This window comes from Pseudomonas sp. RT4P38, from assembly GCF_054897765.1.
Genome location: NZ_CM142703.1, coordinates 1,384,714 through 1,404,722, shown reverse-complemented (window position 1 = coordinate 1,404,722; position 20,009 = coordinate 1,384,714). Strand labels below are relative to the sequence as shown.

22 protein-coding genes and 1 tRNA gene are annotated in these 20,009 nt (G+C 57.5%); 5 read left to right on the top strand and 18 right to left on the bottom strand.

All coding sequences use genetic code 11. The features are described from left to right. Nucleotide 1: 1 nt before the first annotated feature. The 8 genes from hscA to trmJ form a co-directional block, all read right to left on the bottom strand. Complete coding sequence (gene hscA / locus ACYZT7_RS06490) at nucleotides 2-1,864, bottom strand: Fe-S protein assembly chaperone HscA (protein ID WP_462040384.1); 1,863 nt, start codon at nucleotides 1,862-1,864, stop codon at nucleotides 2-4. A gap of 51 nt (nucleotides 1,865-1,915) precedes the next feature. Then, entirely contained in the window at nucleotides 1,916-2,437 is a 522-nt protein-coding gene (gene hscB / locus ACYZT7_RS06485; protein WP_461977268.1) for a co-chaperone HscB, read from the bottom strand. 8 nt (nucleotides 2,438-2,445) lie between these two features. Further along, on the bottom strand, nucleotides 2,446-2,769 hold the full coding sequence (iscA, locus tag ACYZT7_RS06480) for an iron-sulfur cluster assembly protein IscA (RefSeq protein ID WP_007903589.1): 324 nt from the start codon (nucleotides 2,767-2,769) through the stop codon (nucleotides 2,446-2,448). Nucleotides 2,770-2,803: 34 nt separating this feature from the next. Continuing rightward, nucleotides 2,804-3,190 carry a Fe-S cluster assembly scaffold IscU gene (gene iscU, locus ACYZT7_RS06475; RefSeq protein WP_003443374.1) on the bottom strand — a complete coding sequence of 129 codons (387 nt, stop codon included), beginning with the start codon at nucleotides 3,188-3,190 and terminating at the stop codon, nucleotides 2,804-2,806. Nucleotides 3,191-3,274: 84 nt separating this feature from the next. Next, nucleotides 3,275-4,489 (bottom strand): IscS subfamily cysteine desulfurase, encoded by a 1,215-nt coding sequence (locus ACYZT7_RS06470; protein ID WP_449644198.1) that lies wholly within the window; start codon nucleotides 4,487-4,489, stop codon nucleotides 3,275-3,277. 50 nt (nucleotides 4,490-4,539) lie between these two features. Continuing rightward, nucleotides 4,540-5,031: a Fe-S cluster assembly transcriptional regulator IscR gene (gene iscR / locus ACYZT7_RS06465; RefSeq protein WP_008042436.1), complete on the bottom strand. Its 492-nt coding sequence runs from the start codon at nucleotides 5,029-5,031 to the stop codon at nucleotides 4,540-4,542. 169 nt (nucleotides 5,032-5,200) lie between these two features. Beyond that, nucleotides 5,201-5,977: a serine O-acetyltransferase gene (gene cysE / locus ACYZT7_RS06460; protein ID WP_046054696.1), complete on the bottom strand. Its 777-nt coding sequence runs from the start codon at nucleotides 5,975-5,977 to the stop codon at nucleotides 5,201-5,203. A gap of 2 nt (nucleotides 5,978-5,979) precedes the next feature. After that, the gene (gene trmJ, locus ACYZT7_RS06455) at nucleotides 5,980-6,750 is read right to left on the bottom strand and encodes a tRNA (cytosine(32)/uridine(32)-2'-O)-methyltransferase TrmJ (protein WP_461977264.1); all 771 of its coding nucleotides are present in this window, start codon (nucleotides 6,748-6,750) and stop codon (nucleotides 5,980-5,982) included. 146 nt (nucleotides 6,751-6,896) lie between these two features. Between trmJ and suhB the strand changes: the two genes are divergently transcribed. Next, the gene (gene suhB / locus ACYZT7_RS06450; protein WP_282375252.1) at nucleotides 6,897-7,712 is read left to right on the top strand and encodes a type III secretion system regulator SuhB; all 816 of its coding nucleotides are present in this window, start codon (nucleotides 6,897-6,899) and stop codon (nucleotides 7,710-7,712) included. 263 nt (nucleotides 7,713-7,975) lie between these two features. On the opposite strand, the gene ACYZT7_RS06445 is transcribed toward suhB, so the two are convergent. The 6 genes from ACYZT7_RS06445 to queA form a co-directional block, all read right to left on the bottom strand. Continuing rightward, entirely contained in the window at nucleotides 7,976-8,524 is a 549-nt protein-coding gene (locus tag ACYZT7_RS06445) for a glycine zipper 2TM domain-containing protein (RefSeq protein WP_282375251.1), read from the bottom strand. Between the two features lie 119 nt (nucleotides 8,525-8,643). After that, nucleotides 8,644-9,558: a protein translocase subunit SecF gene (gene secF / locus ACYZT7_RS06440; protein WP_462040383.1), complete on the bottom strand. Its 915-nt coding sequence runs from the start codon at nucleotides 9,556-9,558 to the stop codon at nucleotides 8,644-8,646. Between the two features lie 9 nt (nucleotides 9,559-9,567). Further along, nucleotides 9,568-11,436 carry a protein translocase subunit SecD gene (secD, locus tag ACYZT7_RS06435; RefSeq protein ID WP_462040382.1) on the bottom strand — a complete coding sequence of 623 codons (1,869 nt, stop codon included), beginning with the start codon at nucleotides 11,434-11,436 and terminating at the stop codon, nucleotides 9,568-9,570. Between the two features lie 63 nt (nucleotides 11,437-11,499). Continuing rightward, entirely contained in the window at nucleotides 11,500-11,835 is a 336-nt protein-coding gene (gene yajC / locus ACYZT7_RS06430; protein ID WP_462040381.1) for a preprotein translocase subunit YajC, read from the bottom strand. A 43-nt stretch (nucleotides 11,836-11,878) separates the two neighbouring features. Then, nucleotides 11,879-12,994, bottom strand: a complete 1,116-nt coding sequence (gene tgt, locus ACYZT7_RS06425) for a tRNA guanosine(34) transglycosylase Tgt (protein WP_462041753.1) — start codon at nucleotides 12,992-12,994, stop codon at nucleotides 11,879-11,881. A 14-nt stretch (nucleotides 12,995-13,008) separates the two neighbouring features. Further along, a complete protein-coding gene (queA, locus tag ACYZT7_RS06420) occupies nucleotides 13,009-14,058 on the bottom strand; it encodes a tRNA preQ1(34) S-adenosylmethionine ribosyltransferase-isomerase QueA (protein ID WP_462040380.1) in 1,050 nt (349 codons plus the stop codon). 107 nt (nucleotides 14,059-14,165) lie between these two features. Here queA and ACYZT7_RS06415 point away from each other — a divergent pair. The 3 genes from ACYZT7_RS06415 to ACYZT7_RS06405 all read left to right on the top strand — a co-directional run bounded on the left by ACYZT7_RS06415 (nucleotide 14,166) and on the right by ACYZT7_RS06405 (nucleotide 15,390). Continuing rightward, nucleotides 14,166-14,250: transfer RNA gene (locus tag ACYZT7_RS06415), tRNA-Leu, on the top strand. A 163-nt stretch (nucleotides 14,251-14,413) separates the two neighbouring features. Continuing rightward, a complete protein-coding gene (locus ACYZT7_RS06410; RefSeq protein WP_462040379.1) occupies nucleotides 14,414-14,743 on the top strand; it encodes a hypothetical protein in 330 nt (109 codons plus the stop codon). Between the two features lie 146 nt (nucleotides 14,744-14,889). Beyond that, on the top strand, nucleotides 14,890-15,390 hold the full coding sequence (locus ACYZT7_RS06405; protein WP_462040378.1) for a DUF3916 domain-containing protein: 501 nt from the start codon (nucleotides 14,890-14,892) through the stop codon (nucleotides 15,388-15,390). 275 nt (nucleotides 15,391-15,665) lie between these two features. Here the strand turns inward: ACYZT7_RS06405 and ACYZT7_RS06400 are convergent, their stop codons facing one another. From ACYZT7_RS06400 to ACYZT7_RS06390, 3 genes are all read right to left on the bottom strand, one after another. Continuing rightward, nucleotides 15,666-16,061: a DUF7079 family protein gene (locus tag ACYZT7_RS06400; protein ID WP_462041752.1), complete on the bottom strand. Its 396-nt coding sequence runs from the start codon at nucleotides 16,059-16,061 to the stop codon at nucleotides 15,666-15,668. Nucleotides 16,062-16,205: 144 nt separating this feature from the next. Beyond that, nucleotides 16,206-16,703, bottom strand: a complete 498-nt coding sequence (locus tag ACYZT7_RS06395) for a DUF4411 family protein (protein WP_462040377.1) — start codon at nucleotides 16,701-16,703, stop codon at nucleotides 16,206-16,208. Continuing rightward, a complete protein-coding gene (locus ACYZT7_RS06390) occupies nucleotides 16,700-17,836 on the bottom strand; it encodes an ImmA/IrrE family metallo-endopeptidase (protein WP_462040376.1) in 1,137 nt (378 codons plus the stop codon). Before ACYZT7_RS06390 ends, ACYZT7_RS06395 begins: the two co-directional genes overlap by 4 nt. Nucleotides 17,837-18,572: 736 nt before the next feature. On the opposite strand from ACYZT7_RS06390, the gene ACYZT7_RS06385 reads away from it, so the two are divergent. Next, complete coding sequence (locus tag ACYZT7_RS06385; protein ID WP_462040375.1) at nucleotides 18,573-18,884, top strand: DUF3077 domain-containing protein; 312 nt, start codon at nucleotides 18,573-18,575, stop codon at nucleotides 18,882-18,884. Nucleotides 18,885-19,325: 441 nt separating this feature from the next. Here the strand turns inward: ACYZT7_RS06385 and ACYZT7_RS06380 are convergent, their stop codons facing one another. Further along, entirely contained in the window at nucleotides 19,326-19,685 is a 360-nt protein-coding gene (locus ACYZT7_RS06380; protein ID WP_462040374.1) for a potassium channel family protein, read from the bottom strand. Nucleotides 19,686-20,009: the final 324 nt, after the last annotated feature.

Sequence of the window (20,009 nt, the reverse complement as noted above, 5' to 3'; positions counted from 1 at the left end):
GTTATTCCTCAATCTCATTCAGGTTGCGCCCCGCCAGCGCGGCTTTCACCGTCGAGTCCAGGCGGCGGGCAGCAAAGGCATCGGTCACTTGCGACAGACGCTTGGTCTGCTGCTCGATGGCGTAACCATCGGTACCTTTCATCAGTTCGGTCAGTTCCTGCATCTGCAACTCGATAACCATGCGCTCTTCAGCGTCGAGCAGGCGTTCGCCGTCGACATCGAGGGCGCCTTGCACCGCCTCGATCAGGCGCTGGGCATCGACTTGCTGCTCACGCAGAACACGGGCAACTTTGTCGTCGCTGGCGTGCTGGAACGAATCCTTGAGCATTTTGGCGATTTCGCCGTCGGTCAGGCCGTAGGACGGCTTGACCTGGATGCTGGCCTCGACGCCCGAACCCAGCTCGCGAGCGGAGACACTGAGCAGACCGTCGGCATCGACCTGGAACGTCACGCGAATCTTCGCCGCACCCGCCACCATCGCCGGAATACCGCGCAATTCGAAGCGTGCCAGGGAGCGGCAGTCGCTGATCAGCTCCCGCTCGCCCTGCAACACATGGATCGCCATGGCCGACTGGCCATCTTTGTAAGTCGTGAAGTCCTGGGCGCGGGCGACGGGGATGGTGGTATTGCGTGGAATCACCTTCTCCATCAGGCCGCCCATGGTTTCCAACCCCAGGGACAACGGAATCACGTCAAGCAACAGCAGTTCATCGCCATCGCGCTTGTTGCCAGCCAGGGTATCGGCCTGGATCGCGGCACCAATGGCCACCACTTGATCCGGATCAATTTCGGTCAACGGTTCGCGACCGAAGGCTTCAGCGACGGCTTCGCGGACGCGAGGCACGCGTGTCGAACCGCCGACCATGACCACCGCGTGCACTTCTTCCAGTTCGATACCGGAATCACGCACAGCGCGGCGGCAGGCTTTCAGGCTGCGCGCAACCATCGGCTCGATCAGCGCATTGAAGGCTTCACGGGTCAGCTCGGCTTTCCAGTCGCCATAAGCGACTTCAACGGTCGAGGCATTGGTCAGGGCTTCTTTGGCCGCACAAGCGGTTTGCAGCAGATTGCGTTGCGCACCCGGATCGAGGTCGGCGGACAGACCGGCGCTCTCGATGATCCAGCCAGCAATAGCGTGGTCGAAGTCATCGCCGCCCAGAGCGCTGTCGCCGCCGGTAGCCAAAACCTCAAACACACCGCCGGTCAGGCGCAGAATCGAAATATCGAAGGTGCCACCACCCAGGTCATAAATAGCAACCAGGCCTTCGGCATGCTGGTCCAGACCGTAAGCCACAGCGGCAGCAGTCGGCTCATTGAGCAACCGCAGCACGTTCAGACCGGCCAGCTTGGCCGCATCCTTGGTGGCTTGACGCTGAGCGTCATCGAAATAGGCTGGAACCGTGATCACCGCGCCAACCAATTCGCCACCCAACGTGGCCTCGGCGCGCTGACGCAGCACCTTGAGGATATCGGCGGAGACTTCGACGGGGCTTTTCGGGCCCTGAATAGTGTCGATGAACGGCATGTGCGATTCGCCACCGACAAAGCGGTACGGCAGTTGATCGCCCAATTGCTTGACGTCGGACAGACCACGACCCATCAAGCGCTTGACCGACAGCACGGTGTTCAAAGGATCGGTGGCGGCAGCCAGTTTGGCCGCCTCGCCGACCTCGACACGATCGGCGTGGTAGCGCACGGCAGACGGCAGGATGACCTGCCCGTCAGCGTCAGCCAGAGGTTCGGAAAGACCACTGCGCAATGCAGCGACCAGCGAATTGGTAGTGCCCAAGTCGATCCCCACAGCCAGACGACGCTGGTGCGGTTGAGGACTTTGGCCGGGTTCGGCGATCTGCAGTAGGGCCATCGTTATCAGGACTTATCTGTATATCAGGCGTGCGACCGGAGCGGCACTGGGTTAATCGTCGAGGCGCTCTTCTAACTGGCGCACTTCGTAGGTGAGCTTGTCGAGGAACTGCATGCGTCGCATCAGGCGTTCGGCCTGTTCACGTTGCGCTGCATTATTCCAACAGGCTGCGAAGCTTTCGTTCAGTTCATCCTGAGCCGTCTTCAGGCGACGCTTGAACACTGCAACACCCGCCAGGTCGGCGCTGTCTTGCAGGTCTTCGAGCTCTTCACGCAGCTCCATTTGCTGCAGAAGAAATTCCGGATCATGCACCGTGACCTCCAGCGGCAGCTCGTGACCACCCAAAGCGAGCAGATATCGCGCGCGCTTGGGAGGATTTTTGAGCGTCTGGTAGGCCTCGTTGAGGCTCGCGGATTGCTCTAGCGCCAGCCGCTGCTCTCGCTCGGAAGCGTCTGCAAAGCGGTCCGGATGAACGCTGCGCGCCAACTCGCGGTAGCGCGTAGCCAGCTGGTCGAGATCCAGTTCGAAGCTCGGTTGCAGCTCAAATAAAGCGAAATGACAAGGAGTACCCACGAGTAGCCTCAGATATTGAAGCTTTCGCCGCAGCCACATTCACCGCGTACGTTGGGGTTGTTGAACTTGAAGCCTTCGTTCAACCCTTCCTTGACGAAATCGAGTTCGGTGCCGTCCAGGTAGGCCAGGCTTTTCGGGTCGATGATCACTTTCTCGCCGTGACTTTCGAACACCTGATCCTCTGCAACTACCTCGTCGACAAACTCCAGCACGTAGGCAAGGCCGGAACAGCCCGTGGTGCGAACACCCAGACGAATCCCTTCACCTTTGCCGCGCCCGTTGAGGGAGCGTCGCACGTGTTGAGCAGCCGCTTCTGTCATGCTGATAGCCATCGGTGACTCCTTACTCGTCGCCAAATCTTGAAAGTCAGATCAAGCCTTTCTTCTGCTTGTAGTCGCGAACGGCCGCTTTGATAGCGTCTTCAGCAAGTACAGAGCAGTGAATTTTTACTGGCGGCAAAGCCAGTTCTTCGGCCAGCTGAGTGTTCTTGATGGTCTCTGCTTCATCCAGAGTCTTGCCTTTCATCCACTCGGTCGCCAGGGAGCTGGAGGCGATAGCCGAACCGCAACCGTAGGTCTTGAACTTGGCGTCTTCGATGATGCCTTGCTCGTTAACCTTGATCTGCAGACGCATCACGTCACCGCACGCCGGAGCACCAACCATGCCGGTGCCGACATCAGGGTCTTCCGCGTCCATCTTGCCGACGTTTCGCGGGTTCTCGTAGTGGTCAATGACCTTTTCGCTGTAAGCCATGATTCTTAATCCTCACTCATCAGAGAGTCGCTCTTAAGCCCTGCGAACCGAAATCCTGCAGGGCTGGTTTGCGGCGACTTGAAATCAGTGTGCCGCCCACTCGATTTTCGAAATGTCGACACCGTCTTTGTACATGTCCCACAGCGGCGACAGAGTGCGCAGCTTGGTAACGGCCTCGCAGACTTTCTGCGCGGCGTAATCGATTTCTTCTTCGGTGGTGAAACGGCCGAAGGTGAAGCGAATCGAGCTATGGGCCAGTTCGTCGTTGCGGCCCAGGGCGCGCAGAACATACGAGGGCTCAAGCGATGCCGAGGTGCAGGCCGAACCGGACGAAACCGCCAGATCCTTGAGCGCCATGATCAGCGACTCGCCTTCAACGTAGTTGAAGCTCAGGTTCAGGTTGTGCGGAACGCGAGCGGTCATGCTGCCGTTGATGTACAGCTCTTCGAGGTCTTCGACCTGCTTGAAGAAACGGTCGCTCAGGGCCTTGATGCGGAGGTTCTCGGCAGCCATATCTTCTTTGGCTACGCGGAAAGCTTCACCCATGCCGACGATCTGGTGGGTCGCCAGGGTACCGGAACGCATGCCACGCTCGTGACCGCCGCCGTGCATGGTCGCTTCGATGCGAACACGCGGCTTGCGGCTCACGTACAGTGCGCCGATGCCTTTAGGGCCGTAGGTTTTGTGGGCAGAGAACGACATCATGTCGACTTTCAGCTTCGACAGGTCGATCTCGACCTTGCCAGTGGACTGAGCGGCGTCGACGTGGAACAGAATACCCTTGGAACGGGTCAGTTCGCCGATGGCCTCGATGTCGTTGATGGTGCCGATTTCGTTGTTCACGTGCATGACCGAGACCAGGATGGTGTCGTCGCGCAGGGCGGCTTCGATCATCTCTGGCGTAACCAGACCATCAGTGCGCGGCTCGAGGTAGGTCACTTCGAAGCCTTCACGCTCCAGTTGGCGCATGGTGTCGAGGACAGCCTTGTGCTCAATCTTGGTGGTGATCAGGTGTTTGCCTTTGGTGGCATAGAAATGCGCCGCACCCTTGATTGCCAGGTTGTCGGATTCGGTGGCACCGGAGGTCCAGACGATTTCACGCGGGTCGGCGTTGACCAGGTCAGCGACCTGACGACGAGCGTTTTCGACGGACTCTTCAGCTTTCCAGCCGAACACGTGAGAACGGGACGCCGGGTTACCGAAGTTTCCGTCGACCAGCAGGCATTCACTCATTTTTTGCGCTACACGCGGATCAACCGGGGTGGTCGCAGAGTAATCAAGGTAAATCGGCAATTTCATGGACTATCTCCTAAATCAGGCTGGCTGGCGTGCCGCTAGCTCTTTGGCTGTCATTCGACGGCGGACGCTTCAATCTTGTCCAGGCGTGGCGTCTTGCTGTTGCAACGACGCTGATCCTGACGCTGGGCTACTTCTTGTACCTCACGGCGAGTGACAAGGTCAGCCAAGCTGATACCGCTCAGAAATTCGTGAATCTGCAGGCTCAGATCGCACCACAAGTGGTGGGTCAGACAGGTGTCGCCTTGATGGCAATCACCCTGGCCCTGGCATTTGGTTGCATCGACCGATTCGTTCACCGCATCGATCACCTGGGCGACCTGGATGCCCTGCATGTCGCGGGACAGCTGATAGCCGCCGCCTGGACCACGGACGCTGGACACCAGATTGCTGCGGCGCAATTTGGCGAAGAGCTGTTCGAGGTAGGACAGGGAGATGCCTTGGCGCTCGGAGATATCGGCCAGGGACACCGGCCCGTGCTGCGCGTGCAACGCCAGGTCAAGCATGGCAGTCACGGCGTATCGGCCTTTTGTAGTCAGTCGCATGGACAATTACCACGGAGTTCAGAATGGGGCGAGTATGCAATTCCCGAGTATTTAAGTCAACTATAAGACCTAGTACTTTAGTCAGGATTACCCGCAAAAGAGCGGGCGCATCATAGCAAAGGCTGGCGGCGTACAGCCAGCAATTGCTCGAGAAAGGGCCAGCCCGGATTTAGCTGGCCTTGCTTTCATCTTTATCCTTCACGCAGGCGAAGTCTTCTTCGCGCAACTCAGGCAGATCCTTGGCGCAATAGTTGCTGCCCAGGTCCTTCAACGCACCGCACATACCCTCCAGACGGCCATCAACCGCCTGCAAATGATCGAGCAACTGATTGATGGCTCGCGCCACCGGGTCCGGCATGTCTTCGCCAACACCGTAGGCATCGAAACCGATCTTCTCGGCCATGGCCTTGCGCTTGGCGTCCTGCTCTTCATCGGATTTGACGATGATCCGCCCCGGAATACCGACCACTGTCGCCCCGGCCGGCACAGCCTTGGTCACCACGGCATTGGAACCAACCTTGGCCCCGGCGCCGACCGTGAACGGGCCAAGCACCTTGGCGCCCGCCCCTACCACTACGCCATCTTCCAGAGTCGGGTGACGCTTGCCCTTGTTCCAACTGGTGCCGCCAAGCGTCACGCCCTGATAAAGGGTGACGTCATTGCCGATCTCAGCGGTTTCACCGATGACGATGCCCATGCCATGGTCGATAAAGAATCGACGACCGACCTTGGCGCCCGGATGGATTTCAATCCCGGTCAACCAGCGACCGAAGTTCGACACCAGTCGCGCCAGCCACTTCCAGCCCATCCCCCACAGGGCCGACGACAGGCGGTGGATCCAGATGGCGTGCATGCCCGGGTAGCACGTCAGAACTTCAAAGGCGTTGCGCGCTGCCGGATCACGATGGAAAACACTCTGGATATCTTCACGCAAACGCTCGAACATTTTTAATCCTTCCGCTTAAGAAGCTCGCCACGGGCCGCTTTCTGGGTTTCCGTGAGGATGCCACGCAATATATTCATTTCCGCCCGGCTGACCGAGCTACGTCCGTACAACCGGCGCAGGCGCGCCATCAAGTGCCGTGGTTTTTCCGGATCGAGGAACTCGATGGCCACCAGGGTTTGCTCCAGGTGCTCATAGAATCGCTCCAGTTCATCCATGGTCGCCAGCTCACCACTTTTGGTGGACGCCACTTCATCCTTCTCGACCTTACTCGGCTGACCTTGGGCCGCGAGCCAGGACATCCGTACTTCATAGCTCAACACCTGCACCGCTGCCCCAAGGTTCAGCGAACTGAACTCAGGGTCTGATGGGATGTGCACGTGATAATGACATCGCTGCAGCTCTTCATTGGTCAGGCCGGAATCTTCACGACCAAACACCAAGGCAATCTCGGCGCCCTGCCCGGCTTCCTCGACCACTTTCACGCCGCACTCGCGGGGATCGAGCAACGGCCAGGGGATGCGCCGGTCGCGAGCGCTGGTGCCGAGCACCAGATTGCAGCCGACCAAGGCATCCTCCAAGGTGGCGACGACTTGCGCGTTTTCAAGGATGTCCCCCGCGCCGGAGGCACGAGCATCAGCCTCGTGGTGCGGGAACAACCGCGGTTCGACCAGCACCAGCCGCGACAGGCCCATGTTCTTCATGGCACGCGCAGCCCCGCCGATGTTGCCGGGATGGCTGGTATTGACCAGGACGACACGAATGTTATGCAGCAAGGGAGGCGCTCTCGAACACGTTAATGGGGAGCAGAATCTTACAGCTCAACCTACCGTTAAGCTATGAAAGCGAACACTGACCTTCACCTGTAGAAACTTTCTGATAGAATGCCCGGCTTTCTTTAACAACCTTAGGTGACACATCCATGCAGCCCATGCTGAATATCGCGCTGCGCGCCGCCCGCAGCGCCAGTGAATTGATCTTCCGCTCCATCGAGCGCCTGGATACCATCAAGGTCGACGAAAAAGACGCCAAGGATTACGTATCCGAGGTGGATCGCGCTGCCGAACAGAAAATCATCGACGCGCTGCGCAAGGCCTACCCTACCCACGGCATTCTCGGCGAAGAAACCGGCATGCACCCGGGTAGCGGCGAAGGCGAAGAATACCTTTGGATCATTGACCCACTGGACGGCACCACCAACTTCCTGCGCGGCATTCCTCACTTCGCTGTCAGCATCGCCTGCAAATACCGCGGTCGCCTGGAACACGCTGTTGTTCTGGACCCGGTTCGCCAGGAAGAATTCACCGCCAGCCGTGGCCGTGGCGCTCAACTGAACGGTCGTCGTCTGCGCGTCAGCGGCCGCACCAGCCTGGACGGCGCTCTGTTGGGTACCGGCTTCCCGTTCCGCGATGACCAGATGGACAACCTCGAGAACTACCTGGGCATGTTCCGCGCCCTGGTTGGCCAGACTGCCGGCATCCGCCGCGCTGGCTCGGCGAGCCTGGACCTGGCCTATGTGGCTGCTGGCCGTTTCGACGCCTTCTGGGAATCGGGCCTGTCCGAGTGGGACATGGCTGCAGGCGCACTGCTGATCCAGGAAGCAGGCGGTCTGGTGAGCGACTTCACCGGCGGTCACGATTTCCTTGAGAAAGGCCACGTCGTTGCCGGCAACACCAAGTGCTTCAAAGCAGTATTGACGGCCATCCAGCCGCACCTGCCGGCTTCGCTTAAGCGCTAAGCGCCCGGCCACAAAAAAGCACCCTTCAGGGTGCTTTTTTTATGCCTGGAATTTGACCCGCGGACACCACAAAACCAATGTGGGAGCGAGCTTGCTCCGGGCGGCGATCCGACGATAGCTATTTATCCGCCACCATCAATGTTGAATGCGAGTCCATCATCGCGAGCAAGCTCGCTCCCACAAGGGATTGGCGGAAATCATAAAATCCACGCCAAAAAAAGCACCCAACCGGGTGCTTCTTTTTGAATCTGAAACTCAGCTATTTATTGAGCCGGCTCATTCTGCGACAGAACCAACTTACCTTCCTTGTCGACCGGAATCTGGTTGCCCGGATCGCGATCCATCCGCACCTTGCCTTCCTTGCCGTCGAGCGAATAACGAACGTCGTAGCCTACAACCTTGTCGCTGATGTCATTCACCGTGTTACAGCGAGTTTGAGTCGTGGTGTAGGTGTCACGCTCCTGCATGCCCTCCTGCACCTTGTTGCCCGCATAACCGCCGCCGACCGCACCGGCCACTGTGGCGATCTTCTTACCTGTACCGCCGCCGATCTGGTTGCCCAATAGGCCACCCGCCAGCGCACCCACCACCGTACCGGCGATCTGATGTTGATCTTTCACCGGCGCCTGCCGGGTTACTGCAACGTCCTTGCACACTTCACGTGGCGTCTTGATTTGTGTCTTGACCGGTTCAACGGCTAGAACTTGCGCATACTCAGGGCCGCTTTTAACCAGGCTGTAGGTGGCAACAGCACCCCCGGCAGTCACACCGACAGCACCCAATACCGCACCAACCAGCAACGACTTGTTCACATGAACCTCCTGACCATCACATGCGGGACACGCCCGCGCTTCTCCCAGCCTTGGAGCATAAAAAAAGGCGCGAGTTCAACTCGCGCCTTTTTTGGCAGACAACTGGAAGGCGATAGCCGTTATGGGCGGTCGTCGACTTCCTTATCGGTAGCCACTGCAGGAATCAGATCCTCGGTGCTCAGGTTCAGCCAGATCAGCACGACGTTGGCGATGTAGATCGACGAGTAAGTACCCGCCAGAACACCGATGAACAGCGCGATGGAGAAGCCGAACAGATTGTCGCCACCGAAGAACAACAGGGCCGCGATCGCCAGCAAGGTGGAGATAGAAGTCGCCATGGTCCGCAGCAAGGTTTGCGTGGTCGAGATGTTGATGTTCTCGATCAGGCTGGCCTTGCGCAGGACCCGGAAGTTCTCACGAACCCGGTCGAATACCACGATGGTGTCGTTGAGCGAGTAACCGATGATCGCCAGCACCGCCGCCAGCACCGTCAGGTCGAAGGTGATCTGGAAGAACGACAGGATACCGATGGTCACGATCACGTCGTGGATCAGCGAGACAATGGCACCGATCGCAAACTTCCACTGAAAGCGGAAAGCCAGGTAGATCAGAATACCGCCGAGCGCCATCAGCATGCCGAGGCCGCCCTGGTCGCGCAGCTCTTCACCCACCTGGGGGCCAACGAACTCGACGCGCTTGACCACGGCCGGGTTGTCGCCACCGACCTTCTGCAGCGCTTCCGCCACTTGATGGCCCAGCTGCGGATCTTCACCCGGCATGCGCACCAGCAGATCGGTAGTCGCACCAAAGCTCTGCACGATCGCCTCGTGATAACCCGAAGTGGCCAGCTGCTCTCGCACCTTGGTGACATCGGCCGGACGTTCGTAGGTCAGCTCGATGAGCGTACCGCCAGTAAAGTCCAGCCCCCAGTTCATGCCCTTGGTGGCAACACTGAACAATGCCAGCACAGTAAGGAACAATGTGACGCCGAACGCAACGTTGCGAACGCCCATGAAGTTGATTGTACGTAACATGGCAGCCCCTTAAATCCACAACTTCTTGAAGTCACGACCGCCGAAGATCAGGTTGACCATCGCGCGGGTCACCATGATGGCCGTGAACATCGAGGTAAAGATCCCGAGGGACATGGTCACTGCGAAGCCTTTGACCGGGCCTGTGCCCATCGCAAAGAGAATCCCGCCGACCAACAGAGTGGTCAGGTTGGCGTCGAGAATCGCGGTGAATGCCCGGCCGAAGCCTTCGTTGATTGCCCGCTGTACGGTCATGCCCGCCGCGATCTCTTCGCGTATCCGCGAGAAGATCAGAACGTTGGCGTCGACCGCCATACCCATGGTCAACACGATACCGGCGATACCCGGCAGGGTCAGCGTTGCACCCAGCAGCGACATCAGGGCCAGCAGCATCACCATGTTCACGGTCAGCGCGACGGTGGCAATGATGCCGAAGAAGCGGTAGATGGCGATGATAAACAGCGAGACAAACAGCATGCCCCACAGCGATGCATCGACACCCTTGACGATGTTGTCGGCACCCAGGCTTGGGCCAATGGTGCGCTCTTCAGCGAAGTACATCGGTGCAGCCAGACCACCGGCGCGCAGCAGCAGCGCCAGTTCGGACGACTCGCCCTGGCCGTTCAGGCCAGTGATACGGAATTGAGCACCCAGCGGCGACTGGATGGTCGCCAGGCTGATGATCTTCTTCTCTTCCTTGAAGGTTTGAACCGGCACGTCTTTCTCGACGCCGTTAACCATTTTCTTGACGTAAGTGGTGACCGGGCGTTGCTCGATGAAGATCACCGCCATGCTGCGACCGACGTTGCTGCGGGTCGCACGACTCATCAGCTCGCCACCATGGCCATCCAGACGGATGTTCACTTCAGGCGTGCCTTGCTCGCCGAAGCCAGCCTTGGCATCGGTGACCTGGTCACCAGTGATGATCAAGCCGCGCTCGATTTGCGCTGGCGGACGATTGCCTTCACGGAATTCGAAGCTTTCAGAAGTGGCTTTCGATGCACCAGGCTCAGCGGCCAGACGGAACTCAAGGTTGGCCGTCTTGCCGAGGATACGCTTGGCTTCGGCGGTGTCTTGCACGCCCGGCAGCTCAACCACGATGCGGTTGGCGCCCTGACGCTGAACGATTGGTTCGGCAACACCCAGCTCGTTGACGCGGTTACGTACCGTGGTCAAGTTCTGCTTGATGGAGTATTCGCGGATTTCCGCCAGCTTGGCCGGGGTCATCGCCAGACGCAGCACCGCCTGACCATTGAGGTCGGCCGGAACAATGTCGAAATCGCTGAAGTTCTTGCGGATCAGTGCTCGGGCCTGTTCGCGGGACGCTTCATCACTGAAACCCAGCTGAATGGCACCATCGAGTTGTGGCAGGCTGCGATAGCGCAGTTTCTCTCTACGCAACAGGCTCTTGACGTCGCCTTCGTAGACTTTCAAGCGCGCGTCGAGGGCTTTGTCCATGTCCACTTCGAGCAGGAAGTGCACACCACCGGACAAGTCCAGACCCAGCTTCATCGGGTGCGCGCCAAAGCTGCGCAGCCATTGCGGGGTGGTTTGTGCCAGGTTCAGTGCAACGACGTAGTCATCACCCAATGCCTTGCGCACGACGTCTTTGGCAGGCAGCTGGTCTTCAGCCTTGGTCAGACGAATCAGACCGCCCTTGCCGTTCGCTGCCAGGGTGGCAGCCTTGACGTTGATCCCGGATTCCTTGAGCGCTGTGCCCACACGATCCAGATCAGCCTGAGTCACTTGCAGCGCAGTGCTTGCACCGCCGACCTGAATAGCCGGGTCATCAGGATATAGATTGGGAGCGGAATAAACCAGACCGACCGCCAGCACCGCCAGGATCAGAATGTATTTCCACAGAGGGTATTTGTTCAGCATCACGCCGCCCGCTTATGACGCGGGGCGCCTTGCGCGCCCCGTCGATTGAGTAGAAGTTGAAACTTAGATCGCTTTTAGCGTGCCTTTGGGCAGCGTGGCCGCGATGGCGCCTTTCTGAAACTTCATTTCGATGGTGTCGGAAACTTCCAGAACAACGAAATCGTCAGCCACTTTAGTGATCTTGCCGGCGATACCACCGGTGGTCACCACTTCGTCGCCTTTCTGCAGGCTGCCCAGCAGGGTCTTCTGCTCTTTGGCGCGCTTGGCCTGTGGACGCCAGATCATCAGGTAGAAGATGACCAGGAAACCGACCAGGAAAATCCACTCAAAACCACCACCCATTGGGCCTGCCGCAGGTGCAGCAGCGTCAGCCATGGCATTAGAGATAAAAAAGCTCATTTAGCACTCCAGTTGCAAATGTTGAATCTTGGGGTCAGGAAACTCAGTCCAAAGGCGGAACAGCAAGCCCGCGTTTGGCGTAGAAGGCATCGACAAAGGCGGCCAATGTACCCTGTTGAATAGCCTCGCGCAAACCAGCCATAAGCACCTGGTAATGGCGCAAATTGTGGATTGTATTCAACATGCTACCCAGCATTTCGCCGCACTTGTCCAGATGGTGCAGATAAGCACGGGAGAAGTTCTGGCAGGTGTAGCAATCGCAGGTCGGATCCAGCGGCGAATCATCATGGCGATGGAACGCGTTACGGATCTTCAGCACGCCTGTATCAATGAACAGATGCCCATTGCGGGCATTACGGGTTGGCATCACGCAATCGAACATGTCCACACCGCGGCGCACACCCTCAACCAGATCTTCCGGTTTGCCAACGCCCATAAGGTAACGAGGTTTGTCAGCCGGCATCTGACCTGGCAGGTAGTCGAGCACCTTGATCATCTCGTGTTTCGGCTCGCCCACCGACAGACCACCGATGGCCAGGCCATCAAAGCCGATATTGTCGAGACCTTCCAGGGAGCGCATGCGCAGATCCTGGTGCATGCCGCCCTGAACAATGCCGAACAGCGCCGCCGTGTTGTCGCCATGGGCTTCTTTAGAACGCTTGGCCCAACGCAACGACAACTCCATCGATACGCGAGCGACGTCTTCGTCAGCCGGGTACGGCGTGCATTCGTCGAAAATCATCACGATGTCCGAGCCCAGATCGCGCTGGACCTGCATCGACTCTTCCGGGCCCATGAACACTTTGGCGCCATCAACCGGCGAGGCGAAGGTCACGCCCTCTTCCTTGATCTTGCGCATCGCGCCCAGGCTGAACACCTGAAAACCGCCGGAGTCTGTAAGAATCGGGCCTTTCCACTGCATGAAATCGTGCAGGTCGCCGTGCTTCTTGATCACTTCAGTGCCAGGACGCAGCCACAAGTGGAAGGTGTTACCCAGAATGATTTCCGCGCCAGTGGCAGTGATATCCCGCGGCAGCATGCCCTTGACCGTGCCGTACGTGCCCACCGGCATGAAGGCCGGGGTCTCGACGGTACCGCGCGGAAAGGTCAAACGACCACGACGAGCCTTGCCGTCAGTAGCAAGCAACTCAAACGACATACGACTTTGGCGACTCATTCTGTTTCCTCAGGGCCACGTGGCGCGGGGTTACGGGTGATAAACATCGCATCACCGTAGCTGAAAAAGCGGTATTCATGCTCCACGGCGGCTTTATAAGCGGCCATGGCTTCGGGATAACCGGCGAACGCCGAAACCAGCATCAACAGCGTGGATTCGGGCAAATGAAAGTTGGTGACCAGGGCATCGACCACATGGAACGGCCGGCCCGGGTAGATAAAGATGTCGGTGTCGCCACTGAACGGCTTGAGCACGCCATCGCGCGCGGCACTTTCCAGGGAACGCACGCTGGTGGTCCCCACAGCGATCACCCGACCACCGCGAGCGCGACAGGCTTCGACTGCATCCACCACGTCCTGGCCGACTTCCAGCCATTCACTGTGCATGTGGTGGTCTTCGATCTTCTCGACGCGCACCGGTTGGAAGGTGCCAGCGCCGACGTGCAAGGTCACGAACGCAGTCCCGACGCCCTTGGCGGCAATCGCCTCCATCAGCGGCTGATCGAAATGCAGCCCCGCCGTCGGCGCCGCCACCGCGCCCAGGCGCTCGGCGTACACCGTCTGATAACGCTCGCGGTCCGAGCCTTCATCCGGGCGGTCTATATAAGGAGGCAACGGCATGTGCCCGACGCGATCGAGCAGCGGCAACACCTCTTCGGCAAACCCCAACTCGAATAACGCATCGTGACGCGCCAGCATTTCGGCCTCGCCACCGCCGTCGATCAGGATCTTCGATCCCGGCTTCGGCGACTTGCTGGACCGCACATGGGCCAGCACGCGATGACTGTCGAGCACCCTCTCCACCAGGATTTCCAGCTTGCCGCCGGACGCCTTCTGGCCAAACAGCCGCGCCGGAATCACCCGGGTATTGTTGAACACCATCAAATCGCCCGGGCGCAAATGCTCAAGCAAATCAGTGAATTGACGGTGTGCCAGGGCGCCGCTGACCCCATCAAGGGTCAACAGGCGACTATTGCGACGCTCGGCCAAAGGATGGCGGGCAATCAGCGAATCAGGGAGCTCGAAGGTAAAGTCAGCAACGCGCATGATGGGGTTCGTCTAGCAGGGCCGGGAAGTCTAGCGGAAATATCAAAAATTCTCCATGTACCTGATTGACCGACGGTTATCTCATCTCTATACTTCGCCGCCATTGAGCCCTGATGGCGGAATTGGTAGACGCGGCGGATTCAAAATCCGTTTTCGCAAGAAGTGGGAGTTCGAGTCTCCCTCGGGGCACCAAAATTAAGAAAGGTCTTGCTTTGCAAGGCCTTTTTTTTCGTCTGTAGAAAAGTGAGCCCGCCCCGCCACCTCGTAGGAGCCGCCGAAGGCTGCGATCTTTTTGATCTTGCTTTTGAGGCGCTATAACCCAAATCGCTCGGCTAACGAATCAAGGATTCACACAATGGAATTGCCACTGGAAACCGTTGCCCTTTTCGCCCTCAAGCTGGCTTATGAGAGGGAAGGTGAAAGTCCGATTTTGCGGGATGATCCGATCATGAGCGATTACGAGCGGGAGGTATTTGGCTTGCTGGTGCGCCGGGGTGATGTCGAGGGTATTCAGTTTCGAGTGGCGCACTGTGTAAGTTTGGCGCTGGACGCTATAGGCGGGGCTGATACGCCGTTAGGGCGAGAGCTGCAACGGTTGTCAGCTGATTTCAGCAGTGCACGGACAATGGAGCAGCTTAATGCGCCGCTCATTGCGCTTAAGGATTACTTGAAAGATATTCAGTGAATGATCGGGTTAGGGCAAGTTTGGCGCCCCTTTTACACCCACTGGTACTGGGTACGGCTTTGGCAGATGTGGAAATAAATCTGTCCACTTTTCCATTGCGCCAGCAGACACAATGAAAGACTTTTCAGCATCACAAGGACGTATCAATGCGGCAAATCGCCCTCAGCAACAAGCCACTCAGAGGCATTCCCCGCCGCCTTCGCGCTTTGGAACGCTGGGCCTCCAGTTTTCGCGACGAGTTTCACCCGCGATCCGGGCACATGGAGTGCTACACACATTGGAAGATCCCGGTGCACGCGGCCTTGGTTCAAGGCCCTCGAGCCAGGATCGAAGTTCAGGCCTTCTGCATTCAGCAACTGCTCGAAGCCGCTAGCCACCTGTCCAACGCTGCTGACCACTCACAGGGTTACTACCGCGTCGCTTGCCTGCTGGTATGGCCATGGGTTCATCAGAGCGAGATCACCCTCTTCTATGACCGGGACTATTATCTGGGTTTTCTCGGTGAGACTAACGCTCTCATGCCAGAGCGGATCAGTCATGCTCTTGCGTTGCACACACCAGCGAATTTCATCGAGCACGGGCATGACGTAACTCAACCTGACGATGACGTCGCAGTACAGTGGTGGTGCATCGGAGAACCGGCCTGACGGCTTTCGCGAGCAGGCTCGCTCCCACCGGGATTGTGGTGAGCTGACAGGCATCGTTTGGCCCGAGTGCGTAAATAATAAATACTTCCTCTTTTCCGGCGGTCGAGGCTGTTGATGATCTTTGTAGATACTCTGTTCACGGTCAAGCTTTCGCGAGATGTTTTTCGCTTGCGAGCTCGCTCCTTGTAGGGTTGCGGTGAATTGACAGCTGCTGTCAGCCCCGGATTTTTTCGGGGCTTTTGATACTGAGCTCGGCGCGAAGCTCGCTCATGAGGTTAAGGCTTCAGGTCCGAATTTAGACGCGAGAGACGGCTGCCAATTTCCTTCCAGATATACCCGTAGTGATAACTCAGCCAGCGAACGAGCAGCTTATCGAACTGCCTGCGGAACCAATTGTTTTCCCTGGCTGCAAGCCTTTCCTCAATCACGGCGTTGAGCGAGTCAGGATCGAAACCTGTCCAAACCGATGGGACGGCCGATTCAATATTGGTAAAGCACACAGGTGCTACTTCTGAATAGAGGATTTCGTATAGCGCCTGACGATCAACACCTTTTACCTGTTCTGCGATGTAGTCGTAATCTACCGGCGAGTCGTTGAACGGATCCGAAAGCGCGGTTCTGATTTTTGTCAGTTCAGACTGACTCAAAAGATATCCAATGCGAAAATTCATCTTGTCCACTGGAACTCGGCTCCCCTTCGCCAGACATACCCCGACGAAAACGGCCCCTTCTCCTCTTTCATGCGCCCCCCTTTTCGGGTAGCGCGGAATGAGGCCGCCGATGAAAAGTTTAAATCGCTCAAGTCTTACAATAATCTATGCATGCAAGACAAATCGCGCTTCAAGCCTGTGCAATAACTCAAACGTATTCAAAAACGGAACGTTAAGCTGCTCGCAAATATTAGGGATGATGAATTTACGTTTCGCGTCGCGATTCAGCACTTCGTGAGTCACTAACGTCGCTCCCGTCGTCATAGCCTTTGCAATTAACCAAGGGTCTGCACCCGCTAAAAACTCTTCCATGGCGCCTGTCTTCATTCTCGGTGCCTGATCTGCCACGAGCCCTGCCACTTGCGCGAAGGCTTGTTGCGTCGCTTGAACGGTGGTGATGTGGAAAAACCCGGAGTTTTCCTTCGCCCAACCAGCCAGTTCGTCATTCCCCTTCGCTAACTCATCCATAACGGGGGCGATGCTGGCTAAGGCCAATGCCTCATTTTTCAGCAACAACCATTGCCAAAAACCAGGACAGATGGTCATGCCGTAGTAACGATTCTTGGCCTCGATCAGCGTGTTTGCGTCGAGCAGATGATTCATTCCGTGATCCTGCTGACCAGAGTCCTTAATTTGGCAGGTTGCACGCCGAGCAAATGTCCCGCCTCGCGTAGCAGCATCCGGCCACTCATTGCTTCAGTTAGCACTGCCTTGCTTAAGCGAGGGCTGTTTTTCGCTGTGGCGTTACGGTAATAGTCGCCCGCTCCACCTTTTTCATCCTGAAAGGCCTTGAGGATCATTCGATAGTAAGCGCTGTATTGGGCCTGGTTTATATATCCAAGATCCAATGCGCGGCGACCGATCGCCAATTTACTGATGTGAAACCGAGTGGCCAGCGGAGCCAGGTTGTCTTCCCAGTTAACATCGGCGTTCCACAGGGCGCGGAATTGGGCTTCGGGAGCCAGAAACTCGCCTGCAACTGCATTGCAGAAACGTTCCTCGTCTCGACCACTTGCGGTATTTCCATCAGACACCCCGCTACTACCAATCCAGATATGGGCCAGTTCGTGAAGTAAGGTAAACAGCCGGGCGGTAGGTGCGTCGGAACTGTTGACGAATACAGCGGGGGCGTAGGCATTACTGATGGCAAAACCCCGAAACTCGCTAACTTCAAGTTTTCGATGAGTATTCCCTAGAGCAATGCCACTGCGCATAACCAAAATGCCAGCCGCTTCTGCGGCCTCGATCAAGGCACGACTGTATTTGTCGTAATCCCATCGAGCAGCGTCAGGGTTTACGCCGAGGGTCTGGCGGATATCGTCCACCACCTCTGCGACTGGAGATCGGCTATTGAAACGACCGACAAATGCCAGCGGCTGATGCTCCTGGTGTTGCAGGTACTCCAGGTACCAGTCCTGCTTACGTATGGAATCCCTGACGGTGTCCAACAGTTCCAGACTGGGACGCGGAGGCGCAATCCCACCGACGGTCCGCAGATCAGGTAAAGGCAGTTGTTCGACGGGCGGCTGCTGAAGAAACAGGAAGCCAAACGGAATGTGAGCGAGGCTCGCCCACTTTTGAGCCTGAAGGAATGTGGGTTTGGTCTCGCCAGACTCCCATTCCTGTACTCGATCAGGTTTTACCGGCAGCTTTTTAGCGACCTGCGCGGTGGAGAGGCCTGCGCGCTCCCGAGACCAGGTCAGCAGGCTAGGGTTGACTAAGGCGGCTTGGCTCATAGGGTCGCAGGCAAGTCAGATGGGGCCAGTAGGCGTCCGAGAGCATCCTTGGCAGATGCCTCCGACTGACGCTGGTTCCAGTTATCTGGCATTGCCTTTCTCCTTGGCTATTAAAAGTCTGGTGGCAGCGACTACAGGTTAGTAGAGAAGCAGAGCTACCGACGGTGGAAGCGCGCGATTATGAGGTAAATCCGCAACGACCCGAAGCGCAAATATGTAACCCGCAGACAGATGGCGCCACTTTGTTTCAATGCGTTTCGTGACGGAAGTGTGCCTAGCCCCGGCCCGCCGCTGCGCCTTTATCACCCAAGTCTGCACGGTGATCGACCAGATTATTACCAAGCGATTTCGAAGGTTGCAGGGACGAGGTCTCCACGATACCCTCCCACCGTCGCTGCCAATTCAGCGACCGGGTGTGAGAGCCCGAAACAATCAAGGCGCAAAACGCCCAAAAACCTGTCGTGGCGTTTTTTTCGTCTGCGATATGGCTTTATGGCGGCTGTGCGTGGGAGACCTTCGGGTCTACCGGTTGCCTTGATTGCCGGTTTCTCACCCCGCGCACGGCTGTCACCCAAGCCCGTGAGAAGGCCCGTGGCAGCTCCTCAAATCAAGGATGTTGACCCAAGACTAGAACAAATCCGTACAAAATTTGGCTTTTCCCTCTACGCAATTCCCAATCGCGTAACGCCCCACCATGCACCCTCCCCCACCGCCTATCCCTCATCGGAGGTGGTAAATGACCGACCAACCCGAACTCACAACCATCGGCCTTACACCTGCCATCTACTGCGCGAATCAAGCCCTGTTCCACGTAACTCGCGGCGTTCCTCTCGGTGATGCGTTGGCCATGGCTTCTGATTTCCTATTCCTAGCCAAGAAGCTGACCGAAGATGCTGCTTACGCCACAGATACCGACCGCCACGCCTGGGCCGCGCATTATTTGACGGCGATGAGTAAGGCGGTGGTGGATGATGCGGTGAAGGTGCTGAATCGGGATCGGGATAATGAGCTGGCGTCTAAGCGGTCGGGGGCGAAGGCTGAGGGGTAGTGGGCGAAGCGCCGGGGTAACTTTTGGGTTCAAAAGTTAGGCGTGATGTTGTGGGGGCGGGTTTGGTTGCGGTGGTTGGGGGCATTCAGCAGGGAATGTGGATGCCTTGCGTTTTTCGCGAACGGGCTCGCTCCTACAAGGGGTTGTGATCACTTCAGGGTTTTGCGTTGGCTGGGCTGACGCTATCGCGAGCAAGCTCGCTCCCACAGGGGTTTTGTGGGGTGATTGGGATTTGGGATTAGCCTCGAGGTTTTTCGGGGCTTTTTATTTTTCGGCTCAGGGTGAATGAGCTTCGGTTTACAGCGGGATAGATCAACGCATCTGCTCCCTGAATTGCCCCGGATCTGACACTCCCGTTTGTTGGTAAACACCACGTCGTCGCGTATGGATTTTCAGGAGTCGATGACTTGCTCCCCCTTCCAGTAGCAACCAAGCATGACTTCACGCCATCGGCTTACCCGACTCTTCCTGCCCCGCCGCCCGCACTGCAATCTCAATCGCCCGAACACTGATCGCCGCAAATATCGCCGTCATCAGCACCCCGTTGAACCCCAGCAAAATCGCCAGAACCCGCGAGACGCCAAGTTTCGGCACGAGCTCTCCATAGCCAATGGTCAAACCGGTCACGAAGCCGAAATAGATGCCGTCAAAAGGATCCCAGCCCTCCAGGTAGCTGATGATGAGGCCGAACAGCACGATAGAAAAAAGCAGTATGGAAAAGATCGGCCAGACAACACGAAAGTAGAACCCGACTGCTTTGTAGAATTCTCGACGGACGTGCGACGCATGAGTGGGCTTCATGTCATGGGCTTCCTGAGGTTTGCCTGAGCGGCAGGCGTATTAACACTCCATCAGCTTGGCACAAGCACTGGAAACTGGTGCATCAGCAGCGGGCCGGGGGTGGTTCAAGCATGATTCTCGATAGCGCTGCACATAGTCCCCGACCATTCAGGGACGACACCTCCGGCCGCACTCTTCTAGACTCAATAGAAGGTCGTAGAAAGAACCGAACACGTCGCTTTGGTGCAGATGAATCAAAAGCAGCGTGGCAAGCTGCCTTAATGCCCTTATAGAGGTGCGGCAAAGACCGCGCCGGGCACTACAAGATGCCCGCTCAGGGTGCCC